The 26780-nt window shown below is 59.4% G+C and carries 21 protein-coding genes; 13 read left to right on the top strand and 8 right to left on the bottom strand.

Going from position 1 to position 26780, the window contains the following annotated elements:
• The first annotated feature begins 202 nt into the window (after positions 1–202).
• The 11 genes from BMX68_RS22350 to hemE all read left to right on the top strand — a co-directional run bounded on the left by BMX68_RS22350 (position 203) and on the right by hemE (position 15896).
• Entirely contained in the window at positions 203–1267 is a 1065-nt protein-coding gene (locus tag BMX68_RS22350; RefSeq protein ID WP_017132757.1) for a pilus assembly protein PilM, read from the top strand.
• The gene (locus tag BMX68_RS22345) at positions 1267–1833 is read left to right on the top strand and encodes a PilN domain-containing protein (protein WP_017132756.1); all 567 of its coding nucleotides are present in this window, start codon (positions 1267–1269) and stop codon (positions 1831–1833) included. Before BMX68_RS22350 ends, BMX68_RS22345 begins: the two co-directional genes overlap by 1 nt.
• Entirely contained in the window at positions 1830–2453 is a 624-nt protein-coding gene (gene pilO / locus BMX68_RS22340) for a type 4a pilus biogenesis protein PilO (RefSeq protein ID WP_017132755.1), read from the top strand. Before BMX68_RS22345 ends, pilO begins: the two co-directional genes overlap by 4 nt.
• The gene (gene pilP, locus BMX68_RS22335) at positions 2450–2977 is read left to right on the top strand and encodes a type 4a pilus biogenesis lipoprotein PilP (RefSeq protein WP_026013259.1); all 528 of its coding nucleotides are present in this window, start codon (positions 2450–2452) and stop codon (positions 2975–2977) included. Before pilO ends, pilP begins: the two co-directional genes overlap by 4 nt.
• Before the next feature lie 11 nt (positions 2978–2988).
• Complete coding sequence (locus BMX68_RS22330) at positions 2989–5061, top strand: type IV pilus secretin PilQ (RefSeq protein ID WP_026013258.1); 2073 nt, start codon at positions 2989–2991, stop codon at positions 5059–5061.
• Positions 5062–5065: 4 nt separating this feature from the next.
• Positions 5066–5584: a shikimate kinase AroK gene (gene aroK, locus BMX68_RS22325; RefSeq protein ID WP_026013257.1), complete on the top strand. Its 519-nt coding sequence runs from the start codon at positions 5066–5068 to the stop codon at positions 5582–5584.
• Between the two features lie 149 nt (positions 5585–5733).
• The gene (gene aroB / locus BMX68_RS22320; protein WP_017132751.1) at positions 5734–6834 is read left to right on the top strand and encodes a 3-dehydroquinate synthase; all 1101 of its coding nucleotides are present in this window, start codon (positions 5734–5736) and stop codon (positions 6832–6834) included.
• Between the two features lie 10 nt (positions 6835–6844).
• Complete coding sequence (locus tag BMX68_RS22315; protein WP_060783375.1) at positions 6845–8428, top strand: AAA family ATPase; 1584 nt, start codon at positions 6845–6847, stop codon at positions 8426–8428.
• Positions 8429–8776: 348 nt separating this feature from the next.
• Positions 8777–13225: a glutamate synthase large subunit gene (gene gltB / locus BMX68_RS22305; protein ID WP_017132750.1), complete on the top strand. Its 4449-nt coding sequence runs from the start codon at positions 8777–8779 to the stop codon at positions 13223–13225.
• 31 nt (positions 13226–13256) lie between these two features.
• Positions 13257–14675, top strand: a complete 1419-nt coding sequence (locus BMX68_RS22300; RefSeq protein WP_074862637.1) for an FAD-dependent oxidoreductase — start codon at positions 13257–13259, stop codon at positions 14673–14675.
• A 153-nt stretch (positions 14676–14828) separates the two neighbouring features.
• Positions 14829–15896, top strand: coding sequence for a uroporphyrinogen decarboxylase (gene hemE, locus BMX68_RS22295; protein WP_017132748.1), 1068 nt, complete (start codon positions 14829–14831; stop codon positions 15894–15896).
• 113 nt (positions 15897–16009) lie between these two features.
• Here the strand turns inward: hemE and ctpM are convergent, their stop codons facing one another.
• From ctpM to BMX68_RS22275, 4 genes are all read right to left on the bottom strand, one after another.
• The gene (gene ctpM / locus BMX68_RS26830) at positions 16010–17665 is read right to left on the bottom strand and encodes a methyl-accepting chemotaxis protein CtpM (protein ID WP_017132747.1); all 1656 of its coding nucleotides are present in this window, start codon (positions 17663–17665) and stop codon (positions 16010–16012) included.
• 271 nt (positions 17666–17936) lie between these two features.
• Complete coding sequence (gene oxlT / locus BMX68_RS22285; RefSeq protein ID WP_017132746.1) at positions 17937–19289, bottom strand: oxalate/formate MFS antiporter; 1353 nt, start codon at positions 19287–19289, stop codon at positions 17937–17939.
• 158 nt (positions 19290–19447) lie between these two features.
• Positions 19448–20623, bottom strand: a complete 1176-nt coding sequence (locus BMX68_RS22280; RefSeq protein WP_017132745.1) for a CaiB/BaiF CoA transferase family protein — start codon at positions 20621–20623, stop codon at positions 19448–19450.
• Positions 20624–20642: 19 nt separating this feature from the next.
• Positions 20643–21335 (bottom strand): GntR family transcriptional regulator, encoded by a 693-nt coding sequence (locus BMX68_RS22275; protein WP_074862634.1) that lies wholly within the window; start codon positions 21333–21335, stop codon positions 20643–20645.
• Positions 21336–21403: 68 nt separating this feature from the next.
• Here BMX68_RS22275 and BMX68_RS22270 point away from each other — a divergent pair, with 68 nt between their 5' ends.
• The gene (locus tag BMX68_RS22270) at positions 21404–22192 is read left to right on the top strand and encodes an enoyl-CoA hydratase/isomerase family protein (protein WP_017132743.1); all 789 of its coding nucleotides are present in this window, start codon (positions 21404–21406) and stop codon (positions 22190–22192) included.
• Positions 22193–22215: 23 nt separating this feature from the next.
• Positions 22216–23121, top strand: a complete 906-nt coding sequence (locus tag BMX68_RS22265; protein ID WP_074862632.1) for an SMP-30/gluconolactonase/LRE family protein — start codon at positions 22216–22218, stop codon at positions 23119–23121.
• Between the two features lie 62 nt (positions 23122–23183).
• Here the strand turns inward: BMX68_RS22265 and lhgD are convergent, their stop codons facing one another.
• From lhgD to BMX68_RS22245, 4 genes are all read right to left on the bottom strand, one after another.
• Positions 23184–24377: an L-2-hydroxyglutarate dehydrogenase gene (gene lhgD, locus BMX68_RS22260; RefSeq protein ID WP_017132741.1), complete on the bottom strand. Its 1194-nt coding sequence runs from the start codon at positions 24375–24377 to the stop codon at positions 23184–23186.
• Between the two features lie 121 nt (positions 24378–24498).
• Positions 24499–25218, bottom strand: a complete 720-nt coding sequence (locus BMX68_RS22255) for a FadR/GntR family transcriptional regulator (protein ID WP_017132740.1) — start codon at positions 25216–25218, stop codon at positions 24499–24501.
• Positions 25219–25433: 215 nt separating this feature from the next.
• Entirely contained in the window at positions 25434–26090 is a 657-nt protein-coding gene (locus tag BMX68_RS22250) for a DUF2931 family protein (protein ID WP_074862630.1), read from the bottom strand.
• A complete protein-coding gene (locus BMX68_RS22245) occupies positions 26087–26638 on the bottom strand; it encodes a hypothetical protein (protein WP_218145938.1) in 552 nt (183 codons plus the stop codon). The genes BMX68_RS22250 and BMX68_RS22245 overlap by 4 nt, the downstream gene beginning before the upstream one ends.
• Between the last annotated feature and the right edge of the window lie 142 nt (positions 26639–26780).

Below are 26780 nucleotides of genomic sequence, written 5' to 3'. Positions count from 1 at the left end.
AGGCTTGTGGATTTCCAGATAAAAAATGAATTGGGCGTCAGGCTAAATTCACAGCAAGCGCTGGTTCGACGGCTCGGAAAAAACGTGGGCATTATAAGCATTTTTTGGCGGCGGGCGTTATTTGCGCTTATGTCAAGACTGCTATTAAATGCCTCTTATCATAAAGGGTCCGTAAGTCGCGGATAGCAATAGGGAATCGGTAGTGCTTGGACTCTTTGGTAAAAAAGCGCATTCGCTCCTGGGGATCGACATCAGCTCCACTTCGGTAAAACTCCTCGAATTGAGCCGTTCAGGCAATCGATATCGAGTCGAGTCCTATGCCGTGGAACCGTTGCCACCTAACGCCGTGGTCGAGAAAAACATCGCCGAGCTCGAAGGCGTCGGTCAGGCGCTGGGGCGGGTGCTGCTCAAGGCCAAAACCAGCGCGCGCCATGTCGCGGTCGCCGTAGCCGGCTCCGCAGTGATCACCAAGACCATCGAAATGGACGCCGGGCTTTCCGATGACGACATGGAGAATCAGCTAAAAATAGAGGCCGACCAGTACATTCCCTATCCTCTCGAAGAAGTAGCCATCGACTTCGAAGTCCAGGGGTATTCGGCGCGCAATCCCGAGCGTGTCGAGGTGCTGCTGGCCGCCTGTCGGAAAGAAAACGTCGAGGTGCGCGAGGCGGCGCTGGCGCTGGCCGGGCTCGTTGCCCGGGTGGTGGATGTCGAAGCCTACGCCCTTGAACGCTCCTTTGGGCTGCTCGCGGCACAATTGGCCAACGACCAGGACCGATTGACGGTCGCGGTGGTCGATATCGGCGCGACCATGACTACCCTGAGTGTCCTGCACAATGGCCGGATCATCTATACCCGTGAACAATTGTTCGGCGGTCGCCAGCTCACCGAGGAAATCCAGCGGCGCTATGGCCTGTCCCCCGAAGAGGCTGGTCTGGCGAAAAAGCAGGGTGGCCTGCCGGACGACTATATCGCCGAGATCCTGCTGCCCTTCAAGGATGCCGTGGTTCATCAGGTGTCGCGTTCCCTGCAGTTCTTCTTCGCCTCAGGCCAATACAACGAGGTTGACTACATTCTGCTGGCGGGTGGCACCGCCTCGATTGCCGGGCTCGATCAGCTCATCGAGCAACGGCTTGGTACGCCGACCCTGGTGGCCAACCCTTTCGCCGACATGGCGTTGAGCAGCAAGGTCAATGCCGGGGCTCTGGCCGGTGATGCGCCGGCCCTGATGATCGCCTGCGGCCTGGCCTTGAGGAGTTTCGACTGATGGCGCGGATCAACCTTCTCCCCTGGCGCGAGCAGCTGCGCGAAGAGCGGCGCAAGCGCTTCTTGACGGCCCTGGTCGGGGTGCTGGTGGCGGCTGTCGGCCTGGTCCTGATGACGGACCAGTACATCAGTAACTCGATCGATCACCAGGCCGCGCGCAATGCCTATATGAACAAGGAGATTGCCCAGCTCGATACGCGGATCAAACAGATCAGCGAGCTCAAGGCGCGTCGCCAGCAATTGATCGAGCGGATGAAGATCATCCAGGACTTGCAAGGCAACCGGCCAATCAGTGGGCGGATCTTCGATCAGTTGGCGCGGACTCTGCCTGATGGCGTGTATTTCACGGAAGTGAAGATGACCGGCAAGAGCATTGCACTCAGCGGCGCGGCGGAGTCCAACAATCGAGTCTCGGACTTGATGCGTAACCTCGATGCCTCCGAGTGGCTCGAAGCACCGAGCCTGACCGAGGTCAAGGCGACAACGGCCGGTGCGCTCGACCAGGCGAATGTGTTCCAACTGAACGTGCGGCAGACTCAGCCCCCCGTTCCGGGAAGCACCCAATGAATGTCTCCGAGTGGCTGGGAAACCTGCGCCAGATCGACCTTGCCGATCTCGACATGCAGAACATTGGTTCCTGGCCCTCGGCGGTTAAGGGCGCTTGCGGTGTCATCGTCGCGGTCGTGGTGCTGACGCTGGGCTATAACTTCTATGTCAAGGACCTGATCGACCGGTTGGACCAGCAACGGGCCGCGGAGATCACGTCTAAGGAGCAATTCGCGACCAAGGCGCACCTGGCGGCTAACCTGGAGGCCTACACTCAGCAGATGCTCGATATGGAGGCGTCTTTCGGTGCACTGCTCAAGCAATTGCCTAGCGATACCGAGGTCCCGGGATTGCTGGAAGACATCACCCGTACCGGGCTTGGCAGTGGGTTGGAGTTCGAAGAGATCAAGCTGTTGCCCGAGGTGGCGCAGCAGTTCTATATCGAACTGCCGATCCAGATCACTGTGACCGGCGCTTACCATGACCTGGCAACCTTTGTCAGTGGCGTGGCCAGCCTGCCGCGAATCGTCACTCTGCACGATTTCCAGATCAAACCGGTCGCGCCGAATAATGGCAATAAGCTACGCATGAGCATTCTCGCCAAGACCTATCGCTATAACGACAAGGGGCTGCACAAATGAGCGGCTGGCGTGGCGGGTGCGTAGCAATGGTCGCGGTGTTGCTGGCCGGCTGTGGCAACAGTAACGACTTCAGTGACTTGGATGCCTACATGCGTGAAGTGCGCGCGCGTCCGGTCGGCAATATCGAGCCAACACCGAAGTTTATTTCCTATGAGGCATTTACCTACAACGCCGCATCGTTGCGCAGTCCGTTCCAGCCACCGGTCAAGATCGATCTGACGAGCCGCCAGAAAGGTACTCGCGAGGTCAAGCCGGATCCGAACCGGATCAAGCAGTTTCTCGAAGGCTTCAATATCGAACAGTTCGAGATGGTCGGCACACTTTCCAATGCCAGCGGTACCTACGCCTTGCTGCGTGGAGCCGATGGCGTTCATCGATTGAAAGTAGGTGATTACCTGGGGCGCAACGAGGGTCGGATCGTGGCCATCACCGACTCCCAGGTCGAAGTGATCGAAATCGTTCCAGACGGTGAAGGCGGCTGGCTGGAACGGCCGCGCACCCTGCCTTTGAAAGAGCACTCATAGTGGAACTCGATATGAACAGGATTATTTGTACCTTCGGCATTTCGCTATGGATGGCGTTGGTGTCGTCGATGGTGCTGGCTGCCGACCTGAAGACCCTCGATATAGCGGCGCTGCCGGGGGACCGGGTTGAGCTGAAACTGGCGTTCGACAGCCCGCCCTCCGCTCCCCATGGCTATACCACCGATCAGCCGGCGCGGATTGCCCTGGACCTGACCGGAGTGGCCAGCCGATTGACCGCCAAGACCCGTGACCTGGGCGTGGGCAACGCGCGCAGCGTGACCGTGGTGGAGGCCAAGGATCGTACCCGGCTGATCATCAATCTGAGCAAGCTGGTGCCCTACAGCACCCGCATCGAGGGCAACAACCTGTTCGTGGTGGTCGGCCAGGACACTGCGCCCAGCGCTCACGACCAGGCCGGCGCCGTCCGACCGGTGGCGGTGGCGCGCCCGACGCGTGCGGCCCAAAAGCCCTACGTGCCGGCGGCAAAGGCCATTCGCAATATTGACTTCCAGCGTGGCGAACAGGGCGAAGGCAACGTGGTCATTGAACTCTCTGACCCGTCCATCAGCCCGGATATCCAGGAAAAAGGCGGCAAGATCAGCGTGGAGTTCCCTCGCACCCAACTGCCCGATCCCTTGCGTGTGCGCCTGGACGTGAAGGATTTCGCCACGCCGGTGCAATTCGTCAATGCCAGCGCGTCTGCCGAGCGGGCAAGTATTTCCATCGAGCCGAGCGGCGCTTTCGACTACTCGACGTACCAGACCGATAACAAGCTGACGATCAGTGTTCGCCCGCTGACCGTCGACGACCTGCAGCGGCGTAATGCCGAACGGTTTGTCTACAGCGGCGAAAAGCTCTCGCTGAACTTCCAGGACATCGAGGTGCGTTCGGTGCTGCAACTGATCGCCGACTTCACCCATCTGAACCTGGTGGCCAGCGACACGGTGCAGGGCGGGATTACCCTGCGCTTGCAGAATGTGCCGTGGGATCAGGCGCTGGACCTGGTGCTTAAGACCAAGGGCCTGGACAAGCGCAAGATCGGTAACGTCTTGCTGGTGGCGCCGGCGGACGAGATCGCGGCGCGTGAACGCCAGGAGTTGGAGTCGCAAAAACAGATTGCCGAACTGGCCCCGCTGCGTCGCGAGCTGTTGCAAGTCAATTACGCGAAGGCGGCGGATATCGCCAAGCTGTTCCAGTCGGTGACCAGTGCCGAGGCCAAGGGTGAGGAGCGTGGCTCGATCACCGTGGATGACCGCACCAACAACATCATTGCCTACCAGACCCAGGACCGCCTCGACGAGCTGCGGCGGATCGTGGCGCAGTTGGATATTCCGGTGCGCCAGGTGATGATCGAGGCGCGTATCGTCGAGGCCAATGTGGGCTATGACAAGCAACTGGGTGCCCGTTGGGGCGGCAGCGTCTCTGGTGGCAACTGGAGCGGCAGTGGCGGTGCGCCGACGCTGTCCAGATTGACCGGCCAGAGCAACAGTACGCCGTTCGTCGACTTGGGCGCCACCACGGCGACTTCCGGTATCGGCATCGGCTTCGTGACCGACAACACGATCCTCGACCTGGAGTTGAGCGCGATGGAGAAGACCGGCAACGGTGAAGTCGTATCGCAGCCCAAGGTGGTCACTTCCGACAAGGAAACCGCGAAGATCCTCAAGGGCACGGAGATTCCGTACCAGGAGTCGAGCTCAAGCGGTGCGACCTCGGTGTCCTTCAAGGAAGCCTCGCTGTCCCTTGAGGTCACGCCGCAGATCACCCCGGACAACCGCATCATCATGGAAGTAAAGGTCACCAAGGATGAGCCGGACTACCAGAATGTGCTGAACAACGTACCACCGATCAAGAAGAACGAAGTCAACGCCAAGGTGCTGGTCAACGACGGCGAAACCGTGGTGATCGGTGGCGTGTTCTCCAATACCCAGAGCAAAACCGAAGAGAAGGTGCCATTTCTCGGCGATGTGCCGTATGTTGGCCGCCTTTTCCGCCGAGACATTGTCTCGGAAGCAAAATCCGAGCTGCTGGTATTCCTGACTCCGCGTATCATGAATAACCAGGCGATTGCTGTGAGTCGTTGATTCTGTGCGAAATTTGATTCTTGTTGGGCCTATGGGGGCTGGAAAGAGCACCATAGGTCGCTTGCTGGCCAAAGAGCTGCGTCTGCCTTTCAAAGATTCCGATAAGGAAATTGAACTGCGCACGGGCGCCAATATCCCGTGGATCTTCGATAAGGAAGGCGAACCGGGCTTTCGCGATCGCGAGCAAGTGATGATTGCCGAGTTGTGCGCGGCTGACGGTGTGGTCCTGGCCACGGGCGGGGGTGCGGTCATGCGTGATGAAAATCGCCAGGCGCTGCACGCTGGCGGGCGAGTGGTCTATCTGCATGCTTCGGTGGAGCAGCAAGTGGGACGTACCGCGCGTGATCGCAACCGTCCGTTGTTGCGTACCGCCGATCCGGCCAAGACATTGCGCGACCTATTGGCGATCCGTGATCCGCTTTATCGGGAAATTGCCGATCTGGTGGTGGAAACCGATGAGCGACCGCCGCGCATGGTGGTACTGGATATTCTGGAACGCTTGCAGCAGCTACCTCCCCGTTAAAGCGCGGGGCGAAATGCGCTATCCTCGATGCCCGCCACGCTCGGTGTGGGTTGTGGCTTAAGGCCATTGTCGGGCGTCGGAAACCAACGACGCCATCAATTGTTAATCCTGAGACTGGGCGCTCGCGTCCATCTTCACTGTGGGGACACATGCAGACACTTAAGGTCGATCTTGGCGAGCGTAGCTACCCGATTCATATTGGTGAAGGGCTGCTGGACACGCCTGAGTTATTGACGCCGCACATTGCCGGTCGCCAAGTCGCCATTATCTCCAACGACACTGTCGCTCCGCTCTATCTCGAACGCCTGAGCCGCAGCCTGGCGGCCTATTCGGTGATCTCGGTGGTATTGCCCGACGGCGAAGCCTTCAAGACCTGGGAAACCCTGCAACTGATTTTCGATGGCCTGCTGAACGCTCGACACGACCGTCGGACCACGATCATCGCCCTGGGCGGTGGCGTTATCGGTGACATGGCCGGTTTCGCGGCGGCCTGCTATCAGCGCGGAGTGGACTTTATCCAGGTTCCGACTACCTTGTTGTCTCAAGTTGATTCGTCGGTGGGCGGCAAGACCGGTATCAATCATCCGTTGGGCAAGAACATGGTCGGTGCCTTCTATCAGCCCAATGTGGTGCTGATCGATACCGCGACCCTGAACACTCTGCCGGCGCGCGAGCTTTCGGCGGGCCTGGCCGAAGTCATCAAATACGGCCTGATCCGCGACGAGCCGTTCCTGACCTGGTTGGAAGAGCATGTCGATGCGCTGCGCAGCCTCGACCAGGCGGCGCTGAGCGCGGCCATCGAGCGCTCCTGCGCGGCCAAGGCGGCCGTGGTCGGTGCCGATGAGCGCGAGTCTGGGGTGCGCGCTACCCTCAACCTCGGACATACTTTTGGCCATGCCATCGAAACCCATATGGGCTACGGTGTCTGGCTGCATGGTGAAGCCGTGGCCGCCGGAACGGTGATGGCGTTGGAGATGTCTGCGCGTCTGGGCTGGATTACCGACGCCGAGCGCGATCGCGGTATTCGCCTGTTTCAGCGTGCGGGTTTGCCGGTGATTCCTCCGGAGGCGATGACCGAGGCTGATTTTCTCGAACACATGGCCATTGATAAAAAAGTGATCGACGGTCGTTTACGTCTGGTGTTGTTGCGCCGCCTGGGCGAAGCCGTAGTGACCGACGATTATCCGAAAGAGGTTCTACAGGCCACGCTGGGGGCGGATTACCGCGCTCTGGCCCAGCTTAAAGGTTGATAAGATCCCGATGACTAGTTTACATGCCGACGAGGCTTTCCTCGGCCATTATCAGTTGCATCACGACCCTTTTGCTCCACGGGTGCCTGGCTTCAAGTTTTTCCCGGCCCAGCGCAAGCCGGTGTTGGGGCAGTTGCATCACCTGGCCCGCTACAGCCAGTTGCTGCTGGTGGTGACCGGGCCGCAGGGCAGCGGCAAGACCCTGTTGCGCCAGGCGCTGGTGGCGAGCACCAACAAGCAGTCGGTGCAAAGCGTGGTGGTGTCAGCTCGTGGCGCTGGCGAGGCGGTTGGCGTGTTGCGCCAGATCGCCCAGGCACTGAATGTGGCTCAGGCCGATATCGGCTCGATCCTGGCGCAGGTGGTGCAGTTGGCGTTGACCGGCCAGGAAGTCTATCTGCTGGTGGACGACGCTGAACAACTGGATGATTCCGCGATCGAAGCCTTGCTGGCATTGGCGGCAGGCGCGCCGGAAGGTCGTCCACACGTCTTTCTGTTTGGCGAGTCGTCGATGATTGCCGGCTTGGAACAGCAGGAGGCGCAGGAAGAGCGCTTCCACGTGATCGAATTACAGCCCTACACCGAAGAAGAAACGCGCGAGTACCTGGCGCAGCGTCTTGAAGGCGCGGGCCGGGGAATCGAACTTTTTTCCGCTGAGCAGATCACTGAGATTCACCAAAGCGCCGAGGGTTGGCCTGGCAACATTAACCAGGTTGCCCGTGACGCCATGATCGAAGCCATGATTGCCAGCCGCTCCGCGGTCAAGCGACCAAGTATGGGGTTCAAGATGTCGAAGAAATATGTGTTGGCATTGTCTGGGGTAGTGGTGGTCGCTGTCGCTGCGGCCTGGATGAGTTCCGGTCGCAGCAAGGCGCCGGTGACGGCGGGTGCGCCAGCCGGTGAGCAGGCCCAGTTACCGCTGGGGCAAACACCGAAGCCGAATGCCGTGGGTGGCCCAGCGGTCGAATTCGCCGGTAATTCGCAACCGATGCCGCTGCCGTTGGTCGGCCAGTCGCAGCCGGTGATGCGTGGCCCGCTCGCCGAAGCCGCGGGTGGCATGAGCGAGGGTGACGACGGCGCTGCGCCAGTGGTCGATGGCGGTGTGGCTCAGCCTCCAACTGTCACCACCACGGCACCGCCTCTGGGTGTGCCGGCCGGTCCTGCTCCCACTCCTGCCGCCCGCCCGGCGGCTCCAGCCCAGGTGGCCGTGGCCAAGCCGGCAAGCCCGGTCGCCAAACCCGCGCCAGCCCCAGCGCCCGCCAAGCCCGCGGTCAAGACCGAGAAGCCGGTAGCGGCCAAGCCTGGCGCTGGTGGCAACTGGTACGCCGGTCAAGCACCGAGCCACTACGTGGTGCAGATTCTCGGTACCAGCTCGGAAGCCACGGCCCAGAACTTCGTCAAGGAGCAGGGTGGCGAGTACCGTTATTTCAAGAAAGTGCTCAACGGCAAGCCACTGTATGTGATTACTTATGGCAGCTTCCCGAGCCGCGATGCGGCAGTTACTGCTATCAAGGCCTTGCCAGCGAAGGTTCAGGCTGGTAAACCTTGGCCTCGGACTGTCGCCAGCGTCCAACAGGACCTCGCCACAACTCGCTGATGATTCGGCGGCCTTACCCAGGCTGCGCTCCCGGCACCTCAAAACTTCCACTTGAGCGCGCAGCTTTAAAGCTGCGTGCCTTGTGGTGTCTGCGTCACAGTAGATTTGAGTCGTAGCGGTCAAAATTCAAAAAATATTTTGACTAGCACGAGATATCCCTTTAAACCTTTCATAAATGCGACATAGATTTGCGACATTTCGTCGCCAAATTTGTGAGCGTCTGTGTCGGTGTGTACAATGACCTCCCTTTTGCCCCTGCAAAGCCGGCATACGTTCGGCGTGGATGGTAAGCGGTTGAATTAAAAAGAAATTTGTCTCTATAAGAGGCAGCCTGGTGAGAAAGTGTCTATGAAAGCAGGTCTGTATCAACCCGATGAATTCAAGGATAACTGCGGTTTCGGCCTGATTGCCCACATGCAGGGCGAGCCCAGTCATCACCTGTTGCAGACGGCCATTGAGGCCCTGACGTGCATGACCCACCGCGGTGGGATCAACGCCGACGGCAAGACCGGTGACGGTTGCGGCCTGTTGATTCAAAAGCCGGACCAGTTCCTGCGTGCTGTCGCCAAAGCGCAGTTTGGTAGCGATCTGCCCAAGCAGTATGCGGTTGGCATGGTGTTCTTCAATCAGGACCCCGTCAAAGCCGAAGCGGCTCGTGAACACATGAATCGTGAAATCCTCGCCGCGGGCCTGCAGTTGGTGGGCTGGCGCAAGGTGCCGATCGATACCCGCGTCCTCGGTCGTCTGGCCCTGGAGCGCCTGCCGCAGATCGAACAGGTATTCATCGGCGGCGAGGGCCTGAGTGACCAGGCGTTCGCTATCAAGCTGTTCAGTGCCCGTCGTCGCTCGTCGGTGGCCAACGCCGCCGATACCGATCACTACATCTGCAGCTTTTCGCACAAGACCATCATCTATAAAGGCCTGATGATGCCGGCGGACCTGACCGCCTTTTATCCAGACCTCAACGATCCGACGCTGCAGACCGCTATCTGCGTGTTCCACCAGCGTTTCTCCACCAACACCCTGCCAAAATGGCCGCTGGCGCAACCGTTCCGCTTCCTGGCGCACAACGGCGAGATCAACACCATCACCGGCAACCGCAACTGGGCGCAGGCCCGGCGCACCAAGTTCGCCAACGACCTGATCCCCGATCTCGATGAACTGGGGCCGTTGGTCAACCGTGTCGGTTCCGACTCCTCCAGCATGGACAACATGCTCGAATTAATGGTGACAGGTGGTATCGACCTGTTCCGTGGCGTGCGCATGCTGATTCCACCGGCGTGGCAGAACGTCGAGACCATGGACGCCGATCTGCGCGCGTTCTATGAATTCAACTCGATGCACATGGAACCCTGGGACGGTCCGGCGGGGGTGGTCATGACCGAAGGCCGCCACGCGGTCTGCCTGCTCGACCGTAACGGCCTGCGCCCAGCGCGCTGGGTCACCACCAAGAACGGCTATATCACCCTGGCATCGGAAATCGGCGTGTGGAACTACCAGCCGGAAGATGTCATCGCCAAGGGCCGTGTAGGGCCTGGGCAGATCTTCGCCGTGGACACCGAGACCGGCCAGATCCTCGACACCGACTCCATCGACAATCGCCTGAAGTCGCGTCATCCGTATAAGCAGTGGCTGCGCAGGCACGCCTTGCGCATCCAGGCGACCATGGACGACAACGACCATGGTTCGGCGTTCTACAACGTTGAGCAGCTCAAGCAATACATGAAAATGTACCAGGTCACGTTCGAAGAGCGCGATCAGGTGTTGCGGCCGTTAGGCGAGCAGGGCTATGAGGCGGTCGGCTCCATGGGCGACGACACGCCGATGGCGGTCCTCTCCCAGCGTGTGCGCACCCCATACGATTACTTCCGCCAGCAGTTCGCGCAGGTGACCAACCCGCCGATCGATCCGCTGCGCGAAGCCATCGTCATGTCGCTGGAGATTTGTCTCGGTGCCGAGCGCAACATCTTCGAAGAGTCGCCGGAACATGCCTCGCGAGTGATTCTCAGCTCACCGGTGATTTCTCCCGCCAAGTGGCGTTCTTTGATGAACCTCGAGCGTCCGGGCTTCGAACGCCAGATCATTGACCTGAACTACGAAGAAAGCGTCGGCTTGGAAGCCGCCGTGCGCAACATCGCCGACCAGGCCGAGGAAGCCGTGCGTGCCGGACGGACCCAGATTGTCCTTAGTGACCGCCATATAGCACCCGGTAAGCTGCCGGTGCATGCGTCCCTGGCAACGGGTGCCGTACACCACCGCCTGACCGAGAAAGGCCTGCGTTGCGACAGCAACATCCTGGTCGAAACCGCTACTGCCCGCGACCCGCATCACTTTGCGGTGCTGATCGGCTTCGGTGCGTCGGCGGTCTATCCGTTCCTCGCCTATGAAGTGCTCGGCGACCTGATCCGTACCGGCGAAGTGCTCGGCGATCTGTACGAAGTCTTCAAGAACTACCGCGAGGGCATCACCAAGGGGCTGCTGAAGATTCTCTCGAAAATGGGTATCTCTACCATTGCCTCGTATCGTGGTGCGCAGTTGTTCGAGGCCATCGGCCTGTCCGAGGAAGTGGTGGGCCTGAGCTTTCGTGGCGTGCCGAGTCGGATCAAGGGTGCCCGTTTCGTCGACCTCGAAGCCGAGCAGAAATTGCTGGCGAGCGAAGCCTGGAGTGCGCGCAAGCCGATCCAGCAAGGTGGCCTGCTGAAGTTCGTCTACGGTGGCGAATACCACGCCTACAACCCGGATGTGGTCAGTACCCTGCAAGCCGCCGTGCAGCAGGGCGACTATGCCAAATTCAAGGAATACACCGCGCTGGTGGACAACCGTCCGGTGTCGATGATCCGCGACCTGTTCAAGGTAAAGACCCTGGACACGCCGCTGCCGATCAGCGATATCGAGCCGCTGGAGTCGATCCTCAAGCGTTTCGACTCGGCCGGTATTTCCTTGGGCGCCTTGTCGCCGGAGGCCCATGAAGCCCTGGCCGAAGCCATGAACCGCCTGGGCGCGCGCTCCAACTCCGGCGAAGGCGGCGAAGACCCGGCGCGCTATGGCACGCTCAAGAGCTCGAAGATCAAGCAGGTCGCGACCGGCCGTTTCGGCGTGACCCCCGAATACCTGGTCAACGCCGAAGTCCTGCAGATCAAAGTGGCCCAGGGCGCCAAGCCCGGCGAGGGCGGCCAGTTGCCTGGCGGCAAGGTCAATGGCCTGATCGCCAAGTTGCGTTATGCGGTACCCGGCGTGACCCTGATCTCGCCACCGCCGCACCACGACATCTACTCCATCGAAGACTTGTCACAGTTGATCTTCGACCTGAAGCAGGTCAATCCACAAGCGCTGGTCTCGGTGAAGCTGGTGGCGGAAGCCGGTGTCGGCACCATCGCCGCCGGCGTGGCGAAAGCCTATGCCGACCTGATCACCATTTCCGGCTACGATGGTGGTACCGGCGCATCGCCCCTGACCTCGATCAAGTACGCCGGTGCGCCCTGGGAACTCGGCCTCGCCGAAACCCACCAGACCCTGCGCGGCAACGACCTGCGCGGCAAGGTCCGGGTACAGACCGACGGCGGCCTGAAAACCGGCCTCGATGTGATCAAGGCCGCCATCCTTGGCGCCGAGAGCTTCGGTTTCGGCACCGCGCCGATGATCGCCCTGGGCTGCAAGTACCTGCGCATCTGCCACCTGAACAACTGCGCCACCGGCGTGGCGACGCAGAACGAGAAGCTGCGCAAGGATCACTACATCGGCACTGTGGACATGGTGGTGAACTTCTTCACCTACGTCGCCGAGGAAACCCGTGAGTGGCTGGCCAAACTTGGCGTGCGCCGCCTCGAAGAGCTGATTGGGCGTACCGATCTGCTGGAAATCCTCGAAGGCGAGACGGCCAAGCAGAACCATCTGGACCTGACCCCGCTGCTCGGCAGCGATCACATTCCGGTGGACAAGCCGCAGTTCTGCCAGGTTGACCGCAACCCGCCGTTCGACAAGGGTTTGTTGGCCGAGAAGATGGTCGAGATGGCCAAATCGTCGATCAACGACCTGAGCGGTGCCGATTTTTCCCTGGATATCTGTAACTGCGACCGTTCCATCGGTGCGCGGATCTCCGGCGAGATCGCCCGTGCCCACGGCAACCAGGGCATGGCCAAGGCGCCGATCAGCTTCCGCTTCAAAGGGACCGCCGGGCAGAGCTTCGGCGTATGGAACGCAGGCGGCCTGAACCTGTACCTCGAAGGTGACGCCAACGACTACGTCGGCAAGGGCATGACCGGTGGCAAACTGGTGATCGTGCCGCCCAAAGGCAGCGCCTATAAAACCCAGGACAGCGCCATTATCGGCAACACCTGCCTGTATGGTGCCACCGGTGGCAAGTTGTTCGCCGCCGGTACTGCGGGCGAGCGTTTCGCGGTGCGTAACTCCGGCGCCCACACGGTCGTTGAAGGCACGGGCGATCACTGCTGCGAGTACATGACCGGCGGTTTTGTCTGTGTACTGGGCAAGACCGGCTACAACTTCGGCTCGGGCATGACCGGCGGTTTCGCCTACGTGTTGGACCAGGACAATACGTTTGTCGACAAGGTGAACCACGAGTTGGTCGAGATCCAGCGGATCAGCGGCGAAGCGATGGAAGCCTATCGCAGCCACCTGCAACGCGTGCTGGACGAGTATGTCGAGGAGACCGACAGCGAGTGGGGTCGTAACCTCGCCGAAAACCTGGACGACTACCTGCGGCGCTTTTGGCTGGTCAAGCCGAAGGCAGCCACCTTGAAGTCGTTGCTTTCCAGCACCCGTGCCAACCCGCAGTGATGCGCCTGAAGAGTTTGATGAGGTTTTTGTAATGGCTGAACGTCTGAGTAACGACTTCCAGTTCATCGATGTCGGGCGCAAGGATCCGAAGAAGAAACTGTTGCGTCAGCGCAAGAAAGAGTTCGTGGAAATCTACGAACCCTTCAAACCCCAGCAGTCGGCCGACCAGGCCCACCGCTGCCTGGGTTGTGGTAACCCGTATTGCGAATGGAAGTGCCCGGTGCACAACTTCATTCCCAACTGGCTCAAGCTGGTGGCCGAGGGCAATATCCTCGCCGCCGCCGAGCTGTCCCATCAGACCAACACTTTGCCGGAAGTCTGCGGCCGGGTGTGCCCGCAGGACCGCCTGTGCGAGGGTGCCTGCACCCTCAACGACGGTTTCGGCGCGGTGACCATCGGTTCGGTGGAGAAATACATCACTGATACCGCCTTTGCCATGGGCTGGCGTCCGGACATGTCCAAGGTCAAGCCGACCGGCAAGCGGGTCGCGATCATCGGTGCTGGCCCCGCCGGCCTGGGGTGTGCCGACGTGCTGGTGCGCGGTGGAGTGACCCCGGTGGTCTTCGATAAGAACCCGGAAATCGGCGGCCTGCTGACCTTCGGTATCCCCGAGTTCAAGTTGGAAAAGACCGTGCTGAGCAATCGTCGCGAAGTCTTCAGCGGCATGGGCATCGAGTTCCGCCTCAATACCGAGGTCGGCAAGGATGTGACCATGGAGCAACTGCTCGGCGAATACGACGCGGTGTTCATGGGCATGGGCACCTACACCTACATGAAGGGCGGCTTTGCCGGCGAAGACCTGCCGGGCGTGTATGACGCCCTGGATTTCCTCGTCGCCAACGTCAATCGCAACCTCGGCTTTGAAAAGTCGCCGGAAGATTTCGTCGACATGAAGGGCAAGAAGGTCGTGGTACTCGGTGGTGGCGATACGGCGATGGACTGCAACCGCACCTCGATTCGCCAGAGCGCCAAGTCGGTGACCTGTGCCTATCGTCGTGACGAGGCGAACATGCCCGGTTCGCGCAAAGAGGTGAAGAACGCCAAGGAAGAAGGCGTGAAGTTCCTCTACAACCGCCAGCCGATCGCGATTGTCGGTGAAGACAAGGTCGAAGGTGTGAAGGTGGTCGAGACCCGTCTCGGCGAGCCGGATGCCCGTGGCCGTCGCAGCCCCGAGCCGATCCCGGGTTCCGAAGAGATCATTGCGGCGGATGCCGTGGTTATCGCGTTCGGTTTCCGCCCGAGCCCGGCGCCGTGGTTCGAGCAGTTCAACATTCAGACCGACAGCCAGGGCCGGGTGGTGGCGCCGGAGCAGGGGCAGTTCAAGCACCAGACCAGCCATCCGAAGATCTTTGCCGGTGGCGATATGGTGCGCGGTTCCGACCTGGTGGTGACGGCGATCTTCGAGGGGCGCAATGCCGCCGAAGGAATCCTCGACTACCTGGGTCTTTAAGCTCTGCTGCGCTCGGCTATGCGGCGTTGCGACGCTTAAAGGACTGTCATCGTCCGCGACAAATTCAACCGATAAAACAAAAGGCACGGCTCTTTCCGTGCCTTTTGTGTCGCGCTCTGAGAAAATGCCCACACATTTTTTCCGGATGCCGATATGACTGCCCTGAAGAACGACCGTTTTCTGCGTGCTCTGCTCAAGCAACCCGTGGACGTCACTCCCGTGTGGATGATGCGTCAGGCCGGTCGCTACCTGCCTGAATACCGCGCCAGTCGCGCCAAGGCCGGCGACTTCATGAGCCTGTGCATGAACCCGTCATTCGCCTGCGAAGTCACCCTGCAGCCGTTGGATCGTTATCCGGGGCTGGATGCCGCCATCTTGTTCTCCGACATCCTGACCATTCCTGATGCCATGGGTCAGGGCCTGTATTTCGAGAGTGGCGAGGGCCCACGCTTCAAGAAAGTCGTCAGCACCCTGGCGGATATCGAAGCGCTGCCGATCCCCGATCCACAGAAGGACCTGGGTTATGTCATGGACGCAGTCAGCACCATTCGCCGTGAACTCAACGGTCGGGTGCCGCTGATCGGTTTCTCGGGCAGCCCCTGGACCCTGGCCACTTATATGGTCGAAGGCGGCTCGTCGAAAGACTTCCGCAAGACCAAGGCCATGCTCTACGACAACCCGCAGGCCTTGCACCTGCTGCTGGACAAGTTGGCCCAATCGGTCACTGCGTACCTCAACGGGCAGATCCTGGCGGGCGCCCAGGCGGTGCAGATCTTCGACACCTGGGGCGGCAACCTGTCGGCGGCTGCCTATCAGGCGTTCTCCCTGGCGTACATGCGCAAGATCGTCAGCGGGCTGATCCGCGAACATGAAGGGCGCCAGGTGCCGGTGATCCTGTTCACCAAGAACGGCGGCTTGTGGCTGGAAAGCATTGCCGAGGCGGGTGCCGACGCCCTCGGGCTCGACTGGACCTGCGATCTGGGCGAGGCCCGTCGCCGGGTGGGCGCCAAGGTCGCGCTGCAAGGCAACATGGATCCGACCGTGCTGTATGCCAAACCTGAAGCGATCCGTGCCGAAGTGGCGCGGATCCTCGCCAGCTACGGTGACGGCTCGGGCCATGTGTTCAACTTGGGCCATGGCATCACCCCGGAAGTCGACCCGGAACATGCCGGGGCGTTTATCCACGCCGTGCACGAGTTTTCCGCGCGCTACCATCACTGAGCCAGCGCTCAAAGCCCCGTTTCGGCGGGGCTGTCAGTCGTTCTTTCGATCTGCTCTGGTGTGTTCTGTCGGGTATCTTTTTTTTGGAAATCGGGTTTCCAGGGGAGCCTGGATCAGATGCGAAATTGCCCGACCAGCTTGCCCAGGCGTTGACCCAGGTCTGCCAGGCTGCGCGAAGTTTGGGCGCTTTGCTGCGTCTGATCGGCGACACTGTCCGCTGCCTCGGCGATCTGATGCATGTTACGGTTGATCTCTTCGGCCACGGCGGTCTGTTCTTCGGCGGCGCTGGCGATTTGTGCGTTCATCGAGTTGATGGTGCTCATCAGCCGCGCAATGGTATCCAGTGATGCCCCTGCTTCATTGGCTTGCACTGACGTATCGTCACCGGCCTGGCTGGAGCGGCGCATGGCCTCTACTGCACCCTGTGTACCCTGTTGCAGGCGATCAATCATACTCTGGATCTCCTGGGTACTCTGCTGAGTGCGGCTGGCCAGTGCGCGCACCTCGTCAGCCACGACCGCAAAACCACGTCCGGCTTCCCCCGCCCGTGCCGCCTCAATGGCGGCGTTGAGTGCCAGCAAGTTAGTCTGGTCGGCGATGGAGCGAATTACCCCAAGCACGCTGACAATCGACGAAACGTCTTTTTGCAGGCTGTCCAGAGAAGTGCCGCTGTTACGAATATCGTCAACCAAGGCGTGAATCTGCTTGATGTTGCCGTTGACCACGCGCTTGGCCGCCTGACCTTCCGCGTCGGTTTGTTGGGCTGCCACTGCTGCCCCTTGTGCGTTTTTTGCCACTTCGTGGGCGGCGGCGGACATTTGGTTGATGGCGGTCGCCACCTGATCGGTCTCGTGGCGCTGGCGCTCCATCGCCTGTCCCGAACGATCGACCTGGTCAGACACTGCGCTGACCAGCCCGGTCAATTGCAGGGTCATTTCGGCAATTTGCCGGACCAGACCATGAATTTTGTCGACAAAACGGTTGAACGAGGCGGCTAAGTCGCCTAATTCATCGCCACTGGTGACGGTCAAGCGGCGAGTAAGATCGCCTTCACCTGCCGCGATGTCGTCCAGATTGGCTTTCATCAAGTGCAGCGGACGCACAATCGTACCCGCCAGAACGGCACCGACAATACCGATCACCACCAACAGCAGCAAAGCGATGCCAACGATACTGAGCAGCATGTCTTGCAGGCGTGTGTGGGCCTTCGTTTGGATCTCGAGGACTTGCCGCTCAATGCCGTCCAGATTAATCGAGGTGCCGATCATCAGGTCCCATTTGGGTAGCCATTGGCTGTAACCCAGTTTCGGCAACAGCTCGGTTTTGCCCAGTAATGTTGAGTTGTACTGGGTGTAATGCGTGCCGGCCTTCGCGACCGCGACCAGGTCCTGAATAAAATAGAGGCCGTTGGGGTCCCTGGCGTCCTTGAAGCTTTTACCGATGTCTTGCGGGCTGCTGCCCTTGAAGAGACGCACCGCTTCAGAGTCATAACCGAAGAAATAACTTTCCTTGTCATAGGTGATGGCCGAAAGCATCTTTATCACTTGCGCCCGTGTGCTCATGTCTCCTGGCGCCGAAGCTTCGTAGATTGGTTTGATCATGCCCATCGCCACCGCGACATAGTTTTGCAAGGTGATTTTGGCATCGGCCAGAAGGCGCTCGCGTGTTTCCTGGACCTCTTGCTGCTCCTGGCTCTGGAGCATGAATACCGTCGCGATGCTGATGACTACCGCAAAGGTCAACACCGGGAGCACTGCCAAGAACAGCATTTTGGTCTTTAGATTAAGACGCATAAATTTTCACTCTTGTTGGTTTTCAGTGTTGAGTTACCAGGTTTGACTGGCTGGTGGGCTGCGCGCTTAGTCCGTGAGTTCAAGTTCGGATGCCATAAGTCCATGGCCAAGGCGCTGTGACGAGTCATAGCCGGGCTATGGCGAAGAACAGCAACGCAGGCCAGGGATTTATGGCATCCGAAATTGACTGATAGAACTCACCACACAGACCACTAGCAGGCGTTAACCCATAAATAGTCGGATATTTCTATCGCGCGCCTATCGTTGCGCCGCTGTTGGGTGATGCAATATGAGTGGTTTCGCGACTGTCGTCTGGCGGGTTGGCTTCATACTCAGCATTGCTGGTGATAATGAAATTGCGCCGCATCGGCGCCAGGACAAAGCGTGAGGCAATGGCCGACAACACGGCAATGATCGAGCAAAACACGAACACCGCATCCCAGGTACCGGTGATTTCTCGCAGTAGACTGCCGAACGGCACAATCAGCGCGGCGAAGCCTTTGGTGGTGAACAATGCACCGGCGTTAGCGGTCGCGTTTCGACTACCGTAGGTGTCGCCGATCATGGCAGACGAGATTGCGTAGATTTCACCCCAGCACAGGTAAATGAGCGGCGCGAAAATCAAGAACAAATATGGGTTATGGCCAAACTTGATGATTCCCAACAACGCCAAACCTTCGCCCAGGAAGACGAAGAACATCGTGTTTTCACGACCGAAGCGATCCGACAGCAGGCCGCACAATGGTCGGGTGAGACCGTTGACCAGGTTGTCGATCGACAGGGTCAGGGTCAGCAGCGGGATGACCGTCTGGAAGATCGACATGGGTATCGAGGCAATACCAAAGTCACGAGCAATCGAAGCAATTTGTGCCGTGGCAATGAGACCGCCTGCGGACATTGCGGTGAAAATCAGATAAGAGACCCAGAACACCGGCGTTTTCATCATCTGTACCGTGGTGTAATCGCGCTTGCCTTGCACGTTACGCGCAGACTTGGCGACTCGATCCGATTTGACCGGTTTGATCATAAGCATCGAAACCAGGAACACCGCGCCGCCGAGCAACAGGCCGAACTTCAGGAATGCATGCTGGTAACCACTCAGTGTGATTTCGTTGGCAATCGGAATAATCGTCAATGCCGCACCGACCCCGAATCCGGCGGCTGCCAGGCCACCGGCAAAACCGCGCCGATCCGGAAACCATTTGAGCGCGATGCCCACGCAGGTGCCGTAGACACAGCCCGCGCCGGTGCCAGCCAATAGGGAATCCAGGTACAACATGTAAAGGGAGTTGGTGTAAGCGTTCAGGACCCAGGCAATCATGATCAGGAGCGCGCCGCCCGCGATCACGGGGCGAGGGCCGAAGCGGTCCACCAGCATGCCTTCCAGGGGCACCAGCCAGGTTTCCGCCATGATGAAGAGGGTGAATGCCACTTGGATACTGAGTTCGGACCACCCCGTGGTTTCGTGAATAGGCCGTACAAACAGGGTCCAACTGTATTGCACGTTGGCGACAAGCCCCATACAGATAATCGCCAGTAGTAACTGTATCCAACGGTTGCCCAGGTTGAATCCAGTCGGTATCCCGCCTTTGCTGCTCATTTTCTATCCTCTTTATTGTTGTATTTGAGAGCTGTTCGGTAGAGCCCACTTCCTTTATCCGTGGCCGCCGCCGTGGCCGGTGCTGATGGTCGAGCACAGCAGAACGGCGCCGGCTTCCCTTGGCGTACACGGGTCTGAGGTAGATGGGGAGTGAAGCGTCAGTGTGTTTCGGCTAGCAGCTCAGCGCGAATCGCCGGACCATGTTCGTCGACCGAAGGCGCTCGCTGGCTTTGTGCTGCTTCTTCTTTTGCGAGTTGGCGCACCGGAGTGCGAACCGCTTTGAAGGAATAGCCGCTGTCGCTGGTGACATCGACGAACAATCCACGGGCTTCGAGTTGCGGGCTGGTAGCGATGTCGGCAATGGTGTTGATCGGCCCACAAGGAACCCCGGCATCGCCGATGACCTTGAGCCAATGGCTGCGTGGCTGGGTGCGAAACAGCGTCTCGAACTCGTTCTTCATCGCGACTTCGTTTTCGAGTCGCTTGGCGGGTGTGCAAAAGCGCTCGTCGTCGATCAGGTCCGGACGACCCAGTGCCTCGACCAGTTGGCGATAGAGCCCGTCGCCCACGGTGCAGACCACCATATAGCTGTCGGCGCAGGCATAAGCATCGAAGGGCACGATCAGGGGATGGCGCGAGCCCACGCGGCCTGGCACTTCGCCGGTCACGCTGTAGCGCATAAAATGACTTTCAAGCAGTGCGACCTGGCAATCGAGCATGGACATGTCGACCCGCCCGCCGAGCCCTGTGCGATGGCGTTCATTGATCGCCGACACCACGCTCAGCGCAGCATAGACGCCGGCACCGAGGTCGCCGATTGAAGTGCCGACTCGTGTCGGCGGGCCGTCGGCCTGGCCATTGATGCTCATCATGCCGCTCAGGGCCTGCACCACGAGGTCGTAGGCGGGCAGGTTGCGCCATGGACCGGTCTGGCCAAAGCCTGAGATCGAGGCGTATACCAGTCGCGGATAACGTTCAGCGAGCATCTGCGCCGAATAGCCCAGCTTGTCCATGATGCCGGGGCGGAAATTCTCAATCAGGATGTCTGCCTGTTCCAGCATGGTTGCCAGCACGGCACGGTCGTCGTCGTTCTTCAGGTCCAGGGCAATCGATTCCTTGCCACGGTTGATCGACATGAAATACGGCGAATCCTTACCCAGGATCGGTGGCACCGTGCGTGATTCATCTCCCTTGCCTGGGCTCTCGATCTTGATGACACGAGCGCCAAGATCCGATAGCAGCAGCGAGCAATAAGGCCCTGACAGAAATCGGGTCAGATCGACAACAATAAGATCTTTGAGCGGGCCGTGCCCAAGGGAAGCTGAAAGCGCCATGCGGTATCTCCGGGTGGTGTCATGTAGTTCGGTCGGAGTCGGCGAGACTCTCGTCCGGAAGCGTCATTACAAATTCGGCAAACGACTGGCCCGCTACGGCAATGTGATCCACGGCTGCCCGGAAGGCGCCGTTCTCATCCTGGGTCGCGATGAGCTCGACGATTTGCCGGTGTTCGGCGGCCGATTTCGCCATGCGCCCTGGCTGGTGAAAGATGTTGCGTCGGTACAACTGAGAGCGCCGACGCAACGCCATCACTTGCTGGGCTAATGGCGCGTTGCGGGTACTGGCGTACAAAATCCTGTGAAACTCCGCGTTAGCCGTGGCGAACGCTTCGCGATCATTTTGTTGTGCTGCGTGTTCGCAGGCTTCGACCATCATCATCAGTTCGGCCACTGTTTCGGTGGGCGAACGGCGCGCCGACAACATCGCGCACAGGCCTTCCATATAAGAGAGCATCTCGACCAGGGCGAGCAGCTCTTTGGATGACAGCTTCGAAACGAACGCCCCCTGACGAGCGACCTTGTACACAAGGCCTTGCGCCAACAACTGCTGGATAGCTTCCCGAACCGGAGTGCGGGAGACGCCATAGCGTTCGGCGAGCGCTTTCTCGTCGAGCAGGTCACCTGGCAGATAGCGACCTTCGCTCATCTCAATCTCAATCTTTTCTCGAATCGTTGAAGCGAAATTCGGATGTAGCTTGCTTGCACTCATGTACTTCTTTCCTCTTCCGTAATCATACGTTAGGATTCTGTAATTATAACAACCATATTGGTAATTTTATGAACCTTGCCGATCTAGCTCTGCCGCCGATCCTCACCATCGATCGATCAATTGCTCGAATCACGCTGCAGCGTCCGAAACAGGCGAACCGCATTGAGCATGACGATCTGGCCGTATTGCTGGGCCATTTTACGCACTTGTCCGCCAACAGCGCTGTACGGGCGGTAGTGTTGCAGTCAGAAGGGCGCTATTTCAGTTCCGGATACGACATCAGCAGCATCCAGAACATCGCGCTTAGCCAGCCTGACGGGATCATCGAAAATCCCTTCGAGCCGGTGATCGAGGCCCTTGAGCGCTTGCCGCAGGTGACTATTGCCCGGCTGCATGGCGGTGTTTATGGTGGCTCCATCGACCTGGCGCTGGCCTGCGATTTCCGTGTGGGTGTGGCCGCCAGCGAGATGTTCATGCCGGCGGCGGCACTCGGGCTTCTCTATTACCCGTCTGGGATCAAGCGCTTTGTATCGCGGTTAGGTGTCGACCGGACCAAGCAACTGTTCCTGCTCGCCGAAAAGGTTTATGCCGAAGAAATGTTGCGCATTGGCTTCCTCACCGACCTGGTCGATGCCGACGCCCTGGATGCGCATGTCACAGCGCTAGCAAACTGTGTCAGTAGCCTGGCGCCGCTGGCCCTGAAAGAAACCAAGCGTGCAATCAATGCCCTTGCCCGAGGCGACTTCGATCTCGACGATTTCAAGCGCTGCGAAGCCCGCTTACTGCGCTCCAATGACTTGAAAGAAGGCCAGGCCGCCTGGCATGAGAAACGCCCGGCGAACTTTTCCGGTCATTGAGTCGAGTCTTCAGAGGGGTATCCATGAATCTTTCCTTTGCGCCACCGATACGACTCCATGGCGCTGTCGCGTTCTCTGTGTCGCAATCCCTGCGCTTGCACACACCCAGTGCATGGGCCAACGCAAATGCGGGTGGGGCGCAGCTGCACTCATTTCTGGAAGGGCCGGTGTTCGATGCTGCCGGCAATCTATATGTGACGGACATTCCCCACGGGCGGATTTTTCGCATCTCACCCGCAGGCGACTGGACCTGCGCCGTCGAGTATGACGGTTGGCCCAATGGAATGGCTTTTGCGCCTGACGGTCGGATGCTGATCTGCGACTACAAGCTGGGCCTGTTGAGCCTGAATGTGGATACAGGGACAGTCGAGCCGGTGTTGATCGGTCGCTATTCGGAGAGCTTTAAAGGCATCAACGACCTGTGTGTTTCGGCTCGCGGTGACGTCTATTTCACCGATCAAGGCCAAACCGGCATGCACGACCCGAGCGGACGGGTATTCCGGTTGTCGGTCGAAGGCCGGCTGGATTGCCTGCTGTCCAATGTCCCGAGTCCGAATGGCATTGTCCTGACACCTGACGAGACCGCCTTGTTCGTGTCGGCGACGCGGGCCAATGCGGTCTGGCGCGTGCCGTTGATGGCCGATGGCGGAGTGTCGAAAGTCGGCGTGTTCTGCTCGCAATTCGGTCCCGGCGGTCCGGATGGCATGTGCATGGACGAGGCGCACAACCTGTTCGTCGCGCATGTCGGCTTGGGTTGCGTCTTCGTTTATTCGCGACTGGGGGAACTGACGCACACCATCGAAAGCACGGTGGGTGCGCAGACTACCAATGTCGCGCTCGGTGCCGCCGCCGCCGATGGCACGCGCCTGCTTTATATCACCGAGGCGCAGAGTGGTTCAGTGCTCACCGTGCCCTGGAACCGCGGTTGATCGCACGGACTTGATGGCCGGCATAACCAGTGACTGGTTATGCCGCTTTAAATCTTCGCGGATCAAGCGTTGTTTAGCAGCCTATCGGCAATCATCTCACCGATTGGAATCGCGCAAGTGGCGGCCGGTGAGGGCGCATTGCACACATGCAACATGCGCGGGGTGTCGACAAACAAGAAGTCGTGCACCAAGGTACCGTCGCGCATGACTGCCTGGGCACGGATACCGGCTTCGTAAGGCTGCAGGTCCTCGACACTCAGCTCGGGACAGTATTTTCTGCACTGCTCCAGATAACCCCGTTTCCACAGCGAGTTCTTCATCTCCGTCATGCCTGATGACAGGTTTTCGCGCATGACCTTCCAAAAACCGGGGAAACGTAGGAATTCGATGATGTCGGCCAGGTTGACCGATGCTTTCGGATAACCCTCGCGCGCGAAGCCCAGCACGGCGTTAGGACCCACGGTGACGCTGCCATCGATCATGCGCGTCAGGTGTACGCCAAGGAACGGCAATTGCGGGTCCGGCACCGGATAAATCAGATGTTTCACCACTTCATTTTTCGACGGTGGCAGGCGGTAGTACTCGCCACGAAAGGGCACGATCTGATGATCGATGCGCAGCCCCGCCATCTTCGCCAGGCGATCGGACTGCAATCCGGCGCAGACGACCAACTGTTTGGCCTGCCATTGTTGTTCGGTCGAACCGATCTGCACCTCATCGCCGCGCTCGACAATCGAATTGACCTTGATCCCCATTCGGATCTCGCCACCCGCTGCCTCGATCAACCGTGCCATCACGTTGCAAATGGCCTTGTAGTCAACGATGCCGGTACTGTCGATCAGCAATGCACCGATACCGACGATATTAGGTTCCAGTGCAGAAAGATCCTGACCGTCGATCCGTTGCGGTGTCAGGCCATTCAATTGCGCGCGTTCGTGCAACGCTTCCATCCGCGTCATTTCCAGCGTGTTGGTGGCCACCACCAGCTTTCCGCACACATCGAAAGCGATGCCATGTTCGGTGCAGAAATCCTTCGTCGCCTGCGCGCCACGGCGGCATAGATCTGCCTTGAGACTGCCCGGCGCGTAATATACCCCGGCGTGAATCACACCACTGTTATGCCCCGTCTGATGCCGTGCGAGCGAGGTTTCTTTCTCCAGTAGGATGATCGATGCGCCAGGCCGGCGACGTGTCAATTCCAGCGCCGTAGACATTCCGACGATGCCGCCACCAATGATGCAAAAGTCATACTTCATAGAGGTCTCTCACGTAGTGAACCGGGTCAGATGGGCCTAGTGTTCTGAAAAGGTCATATTATCAGGTTGTCAGACAAGCTAGCTTAAACAACGCTGCGATAAAAGCGCCGATTTGCAGCCGCTATCGTGGTTTCAGCGATGGCATATCAATCGAGATCCGAAGCCGAGCCGCTGCCGCGATCAAATGGCGTTCCGAGCATTCAGCGGCGGCAACGCTATCGCGTGCCTTGATCGCCTCGAAAATCGCCTGGTGCTCAAGATGTGCGTCGCTCGGACCGCTGGGCTTGGTCGCCGAATTCGCCCAGGCGGCACGTCGGGCGGCGGCCAGTTGCCCGCGCAGAAAATCATGAAACGCCACGAAATAGGTATTTTGCGTCGCCGCGACAATCCCCCGGTGAAACGCCACGTCCGCTGCCGCCGCTGCATTTAGCTCCGCGCTCTTGGACTGCATTGTCGACAAGGCATTGCCGAGACACTTCAAATCGGCAACGGTACGCCGTTGCGCTGCTGCGGCTGCCGCTTGTGTTTCCAGCCAGACTCTCATCTCAAACAACCGACCGAGGTCCAGTACACCGTCCGCCTCGCCCGGAAACCGAAAGACCTTACCTTCAGGATGTTCGGAGACATACGAGCCCAAACCGCGCCGGGTAGTGAGTACACCGTCGGCTTTCAATTGAGAAACGGCTTCGCGAATGACCGAGCGACTGACCTGGAGCTGCTCGGCGAGCTCATGCTCGGTTGGCATCCGCGTAGAGGCGGCGAACCGGCCAGAGTCGATTTCAGCACGGATGGCCGAGACAGTGCGTTGAACCAGGGATTCGGAACGTTGAAGGACGAGCATTGAGTGAGATCTATTAGTCAGGTTGTCTGATAATAGAGAGCGAGAGTGGGGAGTCAAGAAGGTTGTGAAGGAGAGCGCTGACAAAAGGTCCGCAGGCACACCCAGGACAGTTCGCCGCGCATTTGACGCTCAACCGCGAGGCGGCATAAACACGCTTTTCCGCCGGGGCATCGCAGAGCCGATGCCGGGTCTTTATGTCTCAGGTGGCTTCGGTATCACCACGAACCATAGGGAATTCCGTATTTCTCGATGTATTCCTTGGCGGCTGGCTTCAGAGGCAATGCGTACCGGCCATCATTTTTACCGCCCGAAGGCCCCACTTTCACCACCCAGCCCTGCACCCGTGCCACGTTGATGGGTTTCAGGCATGCGCCCCCAAGCCAGACCCTGGCGATGCCCCCAGGGGCCAGGCCGACCGTCAGCATGTTCCGATAATCCGTGATCCATTTACCGTCAAATGCGCAGTAGGTTTTCTCGCCCTTGAGCATGGCCTGCCGGGTGGTCTCGGGAATAACGATATAGGCCTCATAAGTCTGCGGTTCCACCAGCGATTGCCAGCGCACATAAATCAGCCTTGGTAAATCAGCCCCCAGGACCAGCTTGCCCTTTCCGGCCCCTGGGAACTTCGGCCAGCCACGCGGATCGTCCTTGAGGTTTTTCGATCTGTTGATTGAGGCCACACCGCTCATGGCGCGACGGTAGGCTCGGTCTTGAATATCCACCGCATCGGCAGTTTCGATCCACACCTCCATATAATCGGGGACGAACAACCCCAGGTACCACGCGTCATACGGCAAGCGCCCGGTACCATGGGCGCAGCCGCTCAACCACACCATCACGCCGCACAGCAGCAAGCCCTTAAGCGGACTCATGGGTGGTACTTCGCCCGTTGATAACCCTCGGCGGGACGGTTGATGAACACCCCCTCCAGGTCGCTGTTGTTCCATCCTTTGGCGGCATTCCAATGGGCCGAGAGATGAATGTAATGGCGGCGCAACAACGCGAGATCCTCGGCGTTCAGGAGAGTGAAGGGCTCATGTAAGGCATAGGCCTGCAACTTGGCGGCGATGGGCTGGAGTTCGGTAGGCAAGGCGAGGGCTGGTGTATCTGGAACGGGATCAAACGCCACCCCGGCACGCACGCCCAGCTCACGCATGATCCGCAGGTACACCAAGGAGAGTTCGCCGCGCACCTGACGTTCGCCCGCGATGGCCGCATAAACCCGCTTTTGTGCTGGGGTATCGCGGCGCCGGTGTTGGGTTCCCGTGTCCCAGGTGACAATGCTCAACCCCTCGTGCGGGATGTAATGCTGCCAGTAGTCTTGGCTACGTTCGAGGCGCTGCTGGGTACGGCGATAAGCCTCGCTATGTTCGTTGGGTTCCTGGGGCGGGCTGAAGCTGCTGTCGGGTTTGCTCAGCAACAGGTTTTCCGTGGACAACGGCAAGGTAACCGCCGCCAACATCGGAATGGCAGCCCGGTACAAACAAATCAGTGTCGGTACGGGTGAGCGAGAAGTTGTGACGATGCTCGTCGTTGGCCACCAGTTGCACCACCTGACGAGC

The sequence above is a fragment of the Pseudomonas agarici genome (genome assembly GCF_900109755.1).
In the GTDB taxonomy this organism is placed as follows: Bacteria; Pseudomonadota; Gammaproteobacteria; order Pseudomonadales; family Pseudomonadaceae; genus Aquipseudomonas; species Aquipseudomonas agarici.
The sequence above is the reverse complement of the archived record's forward strand: the minus strand, read 5'-3'. Positions and strand labels throughout refer to the sequence as shown.

Bases quoted from the DNA above. Each gene is read 5' to 3' on its own strand.
- BMX68_RS22345 (WP_017132756.1), top strand. From the start codon at position 1,267: ATGGCGCGGATCAACCTTCTCCCCTGGCGCGAGCAGCTGCGCGAAGAG.
- pilO (WP_017132755.1), top strand. From the start codon at position 1,830: ATGAATGTCTCCGAGTGGCTGGGAAACCTGCGCCAGATCGACCTTGCC.
- pilP (WP_026013259.1), top strand. From the start codon at position 2,450: ATGAGCGGCTGGCGTGGCGGGTGCGTAGCAATGGTCGCGGTGTTGCTG.
- BMX68_RS22330 (WP_026013258.1), top strand. From the start codon at position 2,989: ATGAACAGGATTATTTGTACCTTCGGCATTTCGCTATGGATGGCGTTG.
- aroB (WP_017132751.1), top strand. From the start codon at position 5,734: ATGCAGACACTTAAGGTCGATCTTGGCGAGCGTAGCTACCCGATTCAT.
- BMX68_RS22315 (WP_060783375.1), top strand. From the start codon at position 6,845: ATGACTAGTTTACATGCCGACGAGGCTTTCCTCGGCCATTATCAGTTG.
- gltB (WP_017132750.1), top strand. From the start codon at position 8,777: ATGAAAGCAGGTCTGTATCAACCCGATGAATTCAAGGATAACTGCGGT.
- BMX68_RS22300 (WP_074862637.1), top strand. From the start codon at position 13,257: ATGGCTGAACGTCTGAGTAACGACTTCCAGTTCATCGATGTCGGGCGC.
- hemE (WP_017132748.1), top strand. From the start codon at position 14,829: ATGACTGCCCTGAAGAACGACCGTTTTCTGCGTGCTCTGCTCAAGCAA.
- ctpM (WP_017132747.1), bottom strand. From the start codon at position 17,665: ATGCTGTTCTTGGCAGTGCTCCCGGTGTTGACCTTTGCGGTAGTCATC.
- oxlT (WP_017132746.1), bottom strand. From the start codon at position 19,289: ATGAGCAGCAAAGGCGGGATACCGACTGGATTCAACCTGGGCAACCGT.
- BMX68_RS22280 (WP_017132745.1), bottom strand. From the start codon at position 20,623: ATGGCGCTTTCAGCTTCCCTTGGGCACGGCCCGCTCAAAGATCTTATT.
- BMX68_RS22275 (WP_074862634.1), bottom strand. From the start codon at position 21,335: ATGAGTGCAAGCAAGCTACATCCGAATTTCGCTTCAACGATTCGAGAA.
- BMX68_RS22270 (WP_017132743.1), top strand. From the start codon at position 21,404: ATGAACCTTGCCGATCTAGCTCTGCCGCCGATCCTCACCATCGATCGA.
- BMX68_RS22265 (WP_074862632.1), top strand. From the start codon at position 22,216: ATGAATCTTTCCTTTGCGCCACCGATACGACTCCATGGCGCTGTCGCG.
- lhgD (WP_017132741.1), bottom strand. From the start codon at position 24,377: ATGAAGTATGACTTTTGCATCATTGGTGGCGGCATCGTCGGAATGTCT.
- BMX68_RS22255 (WP_017132740.1), bottom strand. From the start codon at position 25,218: ATGCTCGTCCTTCAACGTTCCGAATCCCTGGTTCAACGCACTGTCTCG.
- BMX68_RS22250 (WP_074862630.1), bottom strand. From the start codon at position 26,090: ATGAGTCCGCTTAAGGGCTTGCTGCTGTGCGGCGTGATGGTGTGGTTG.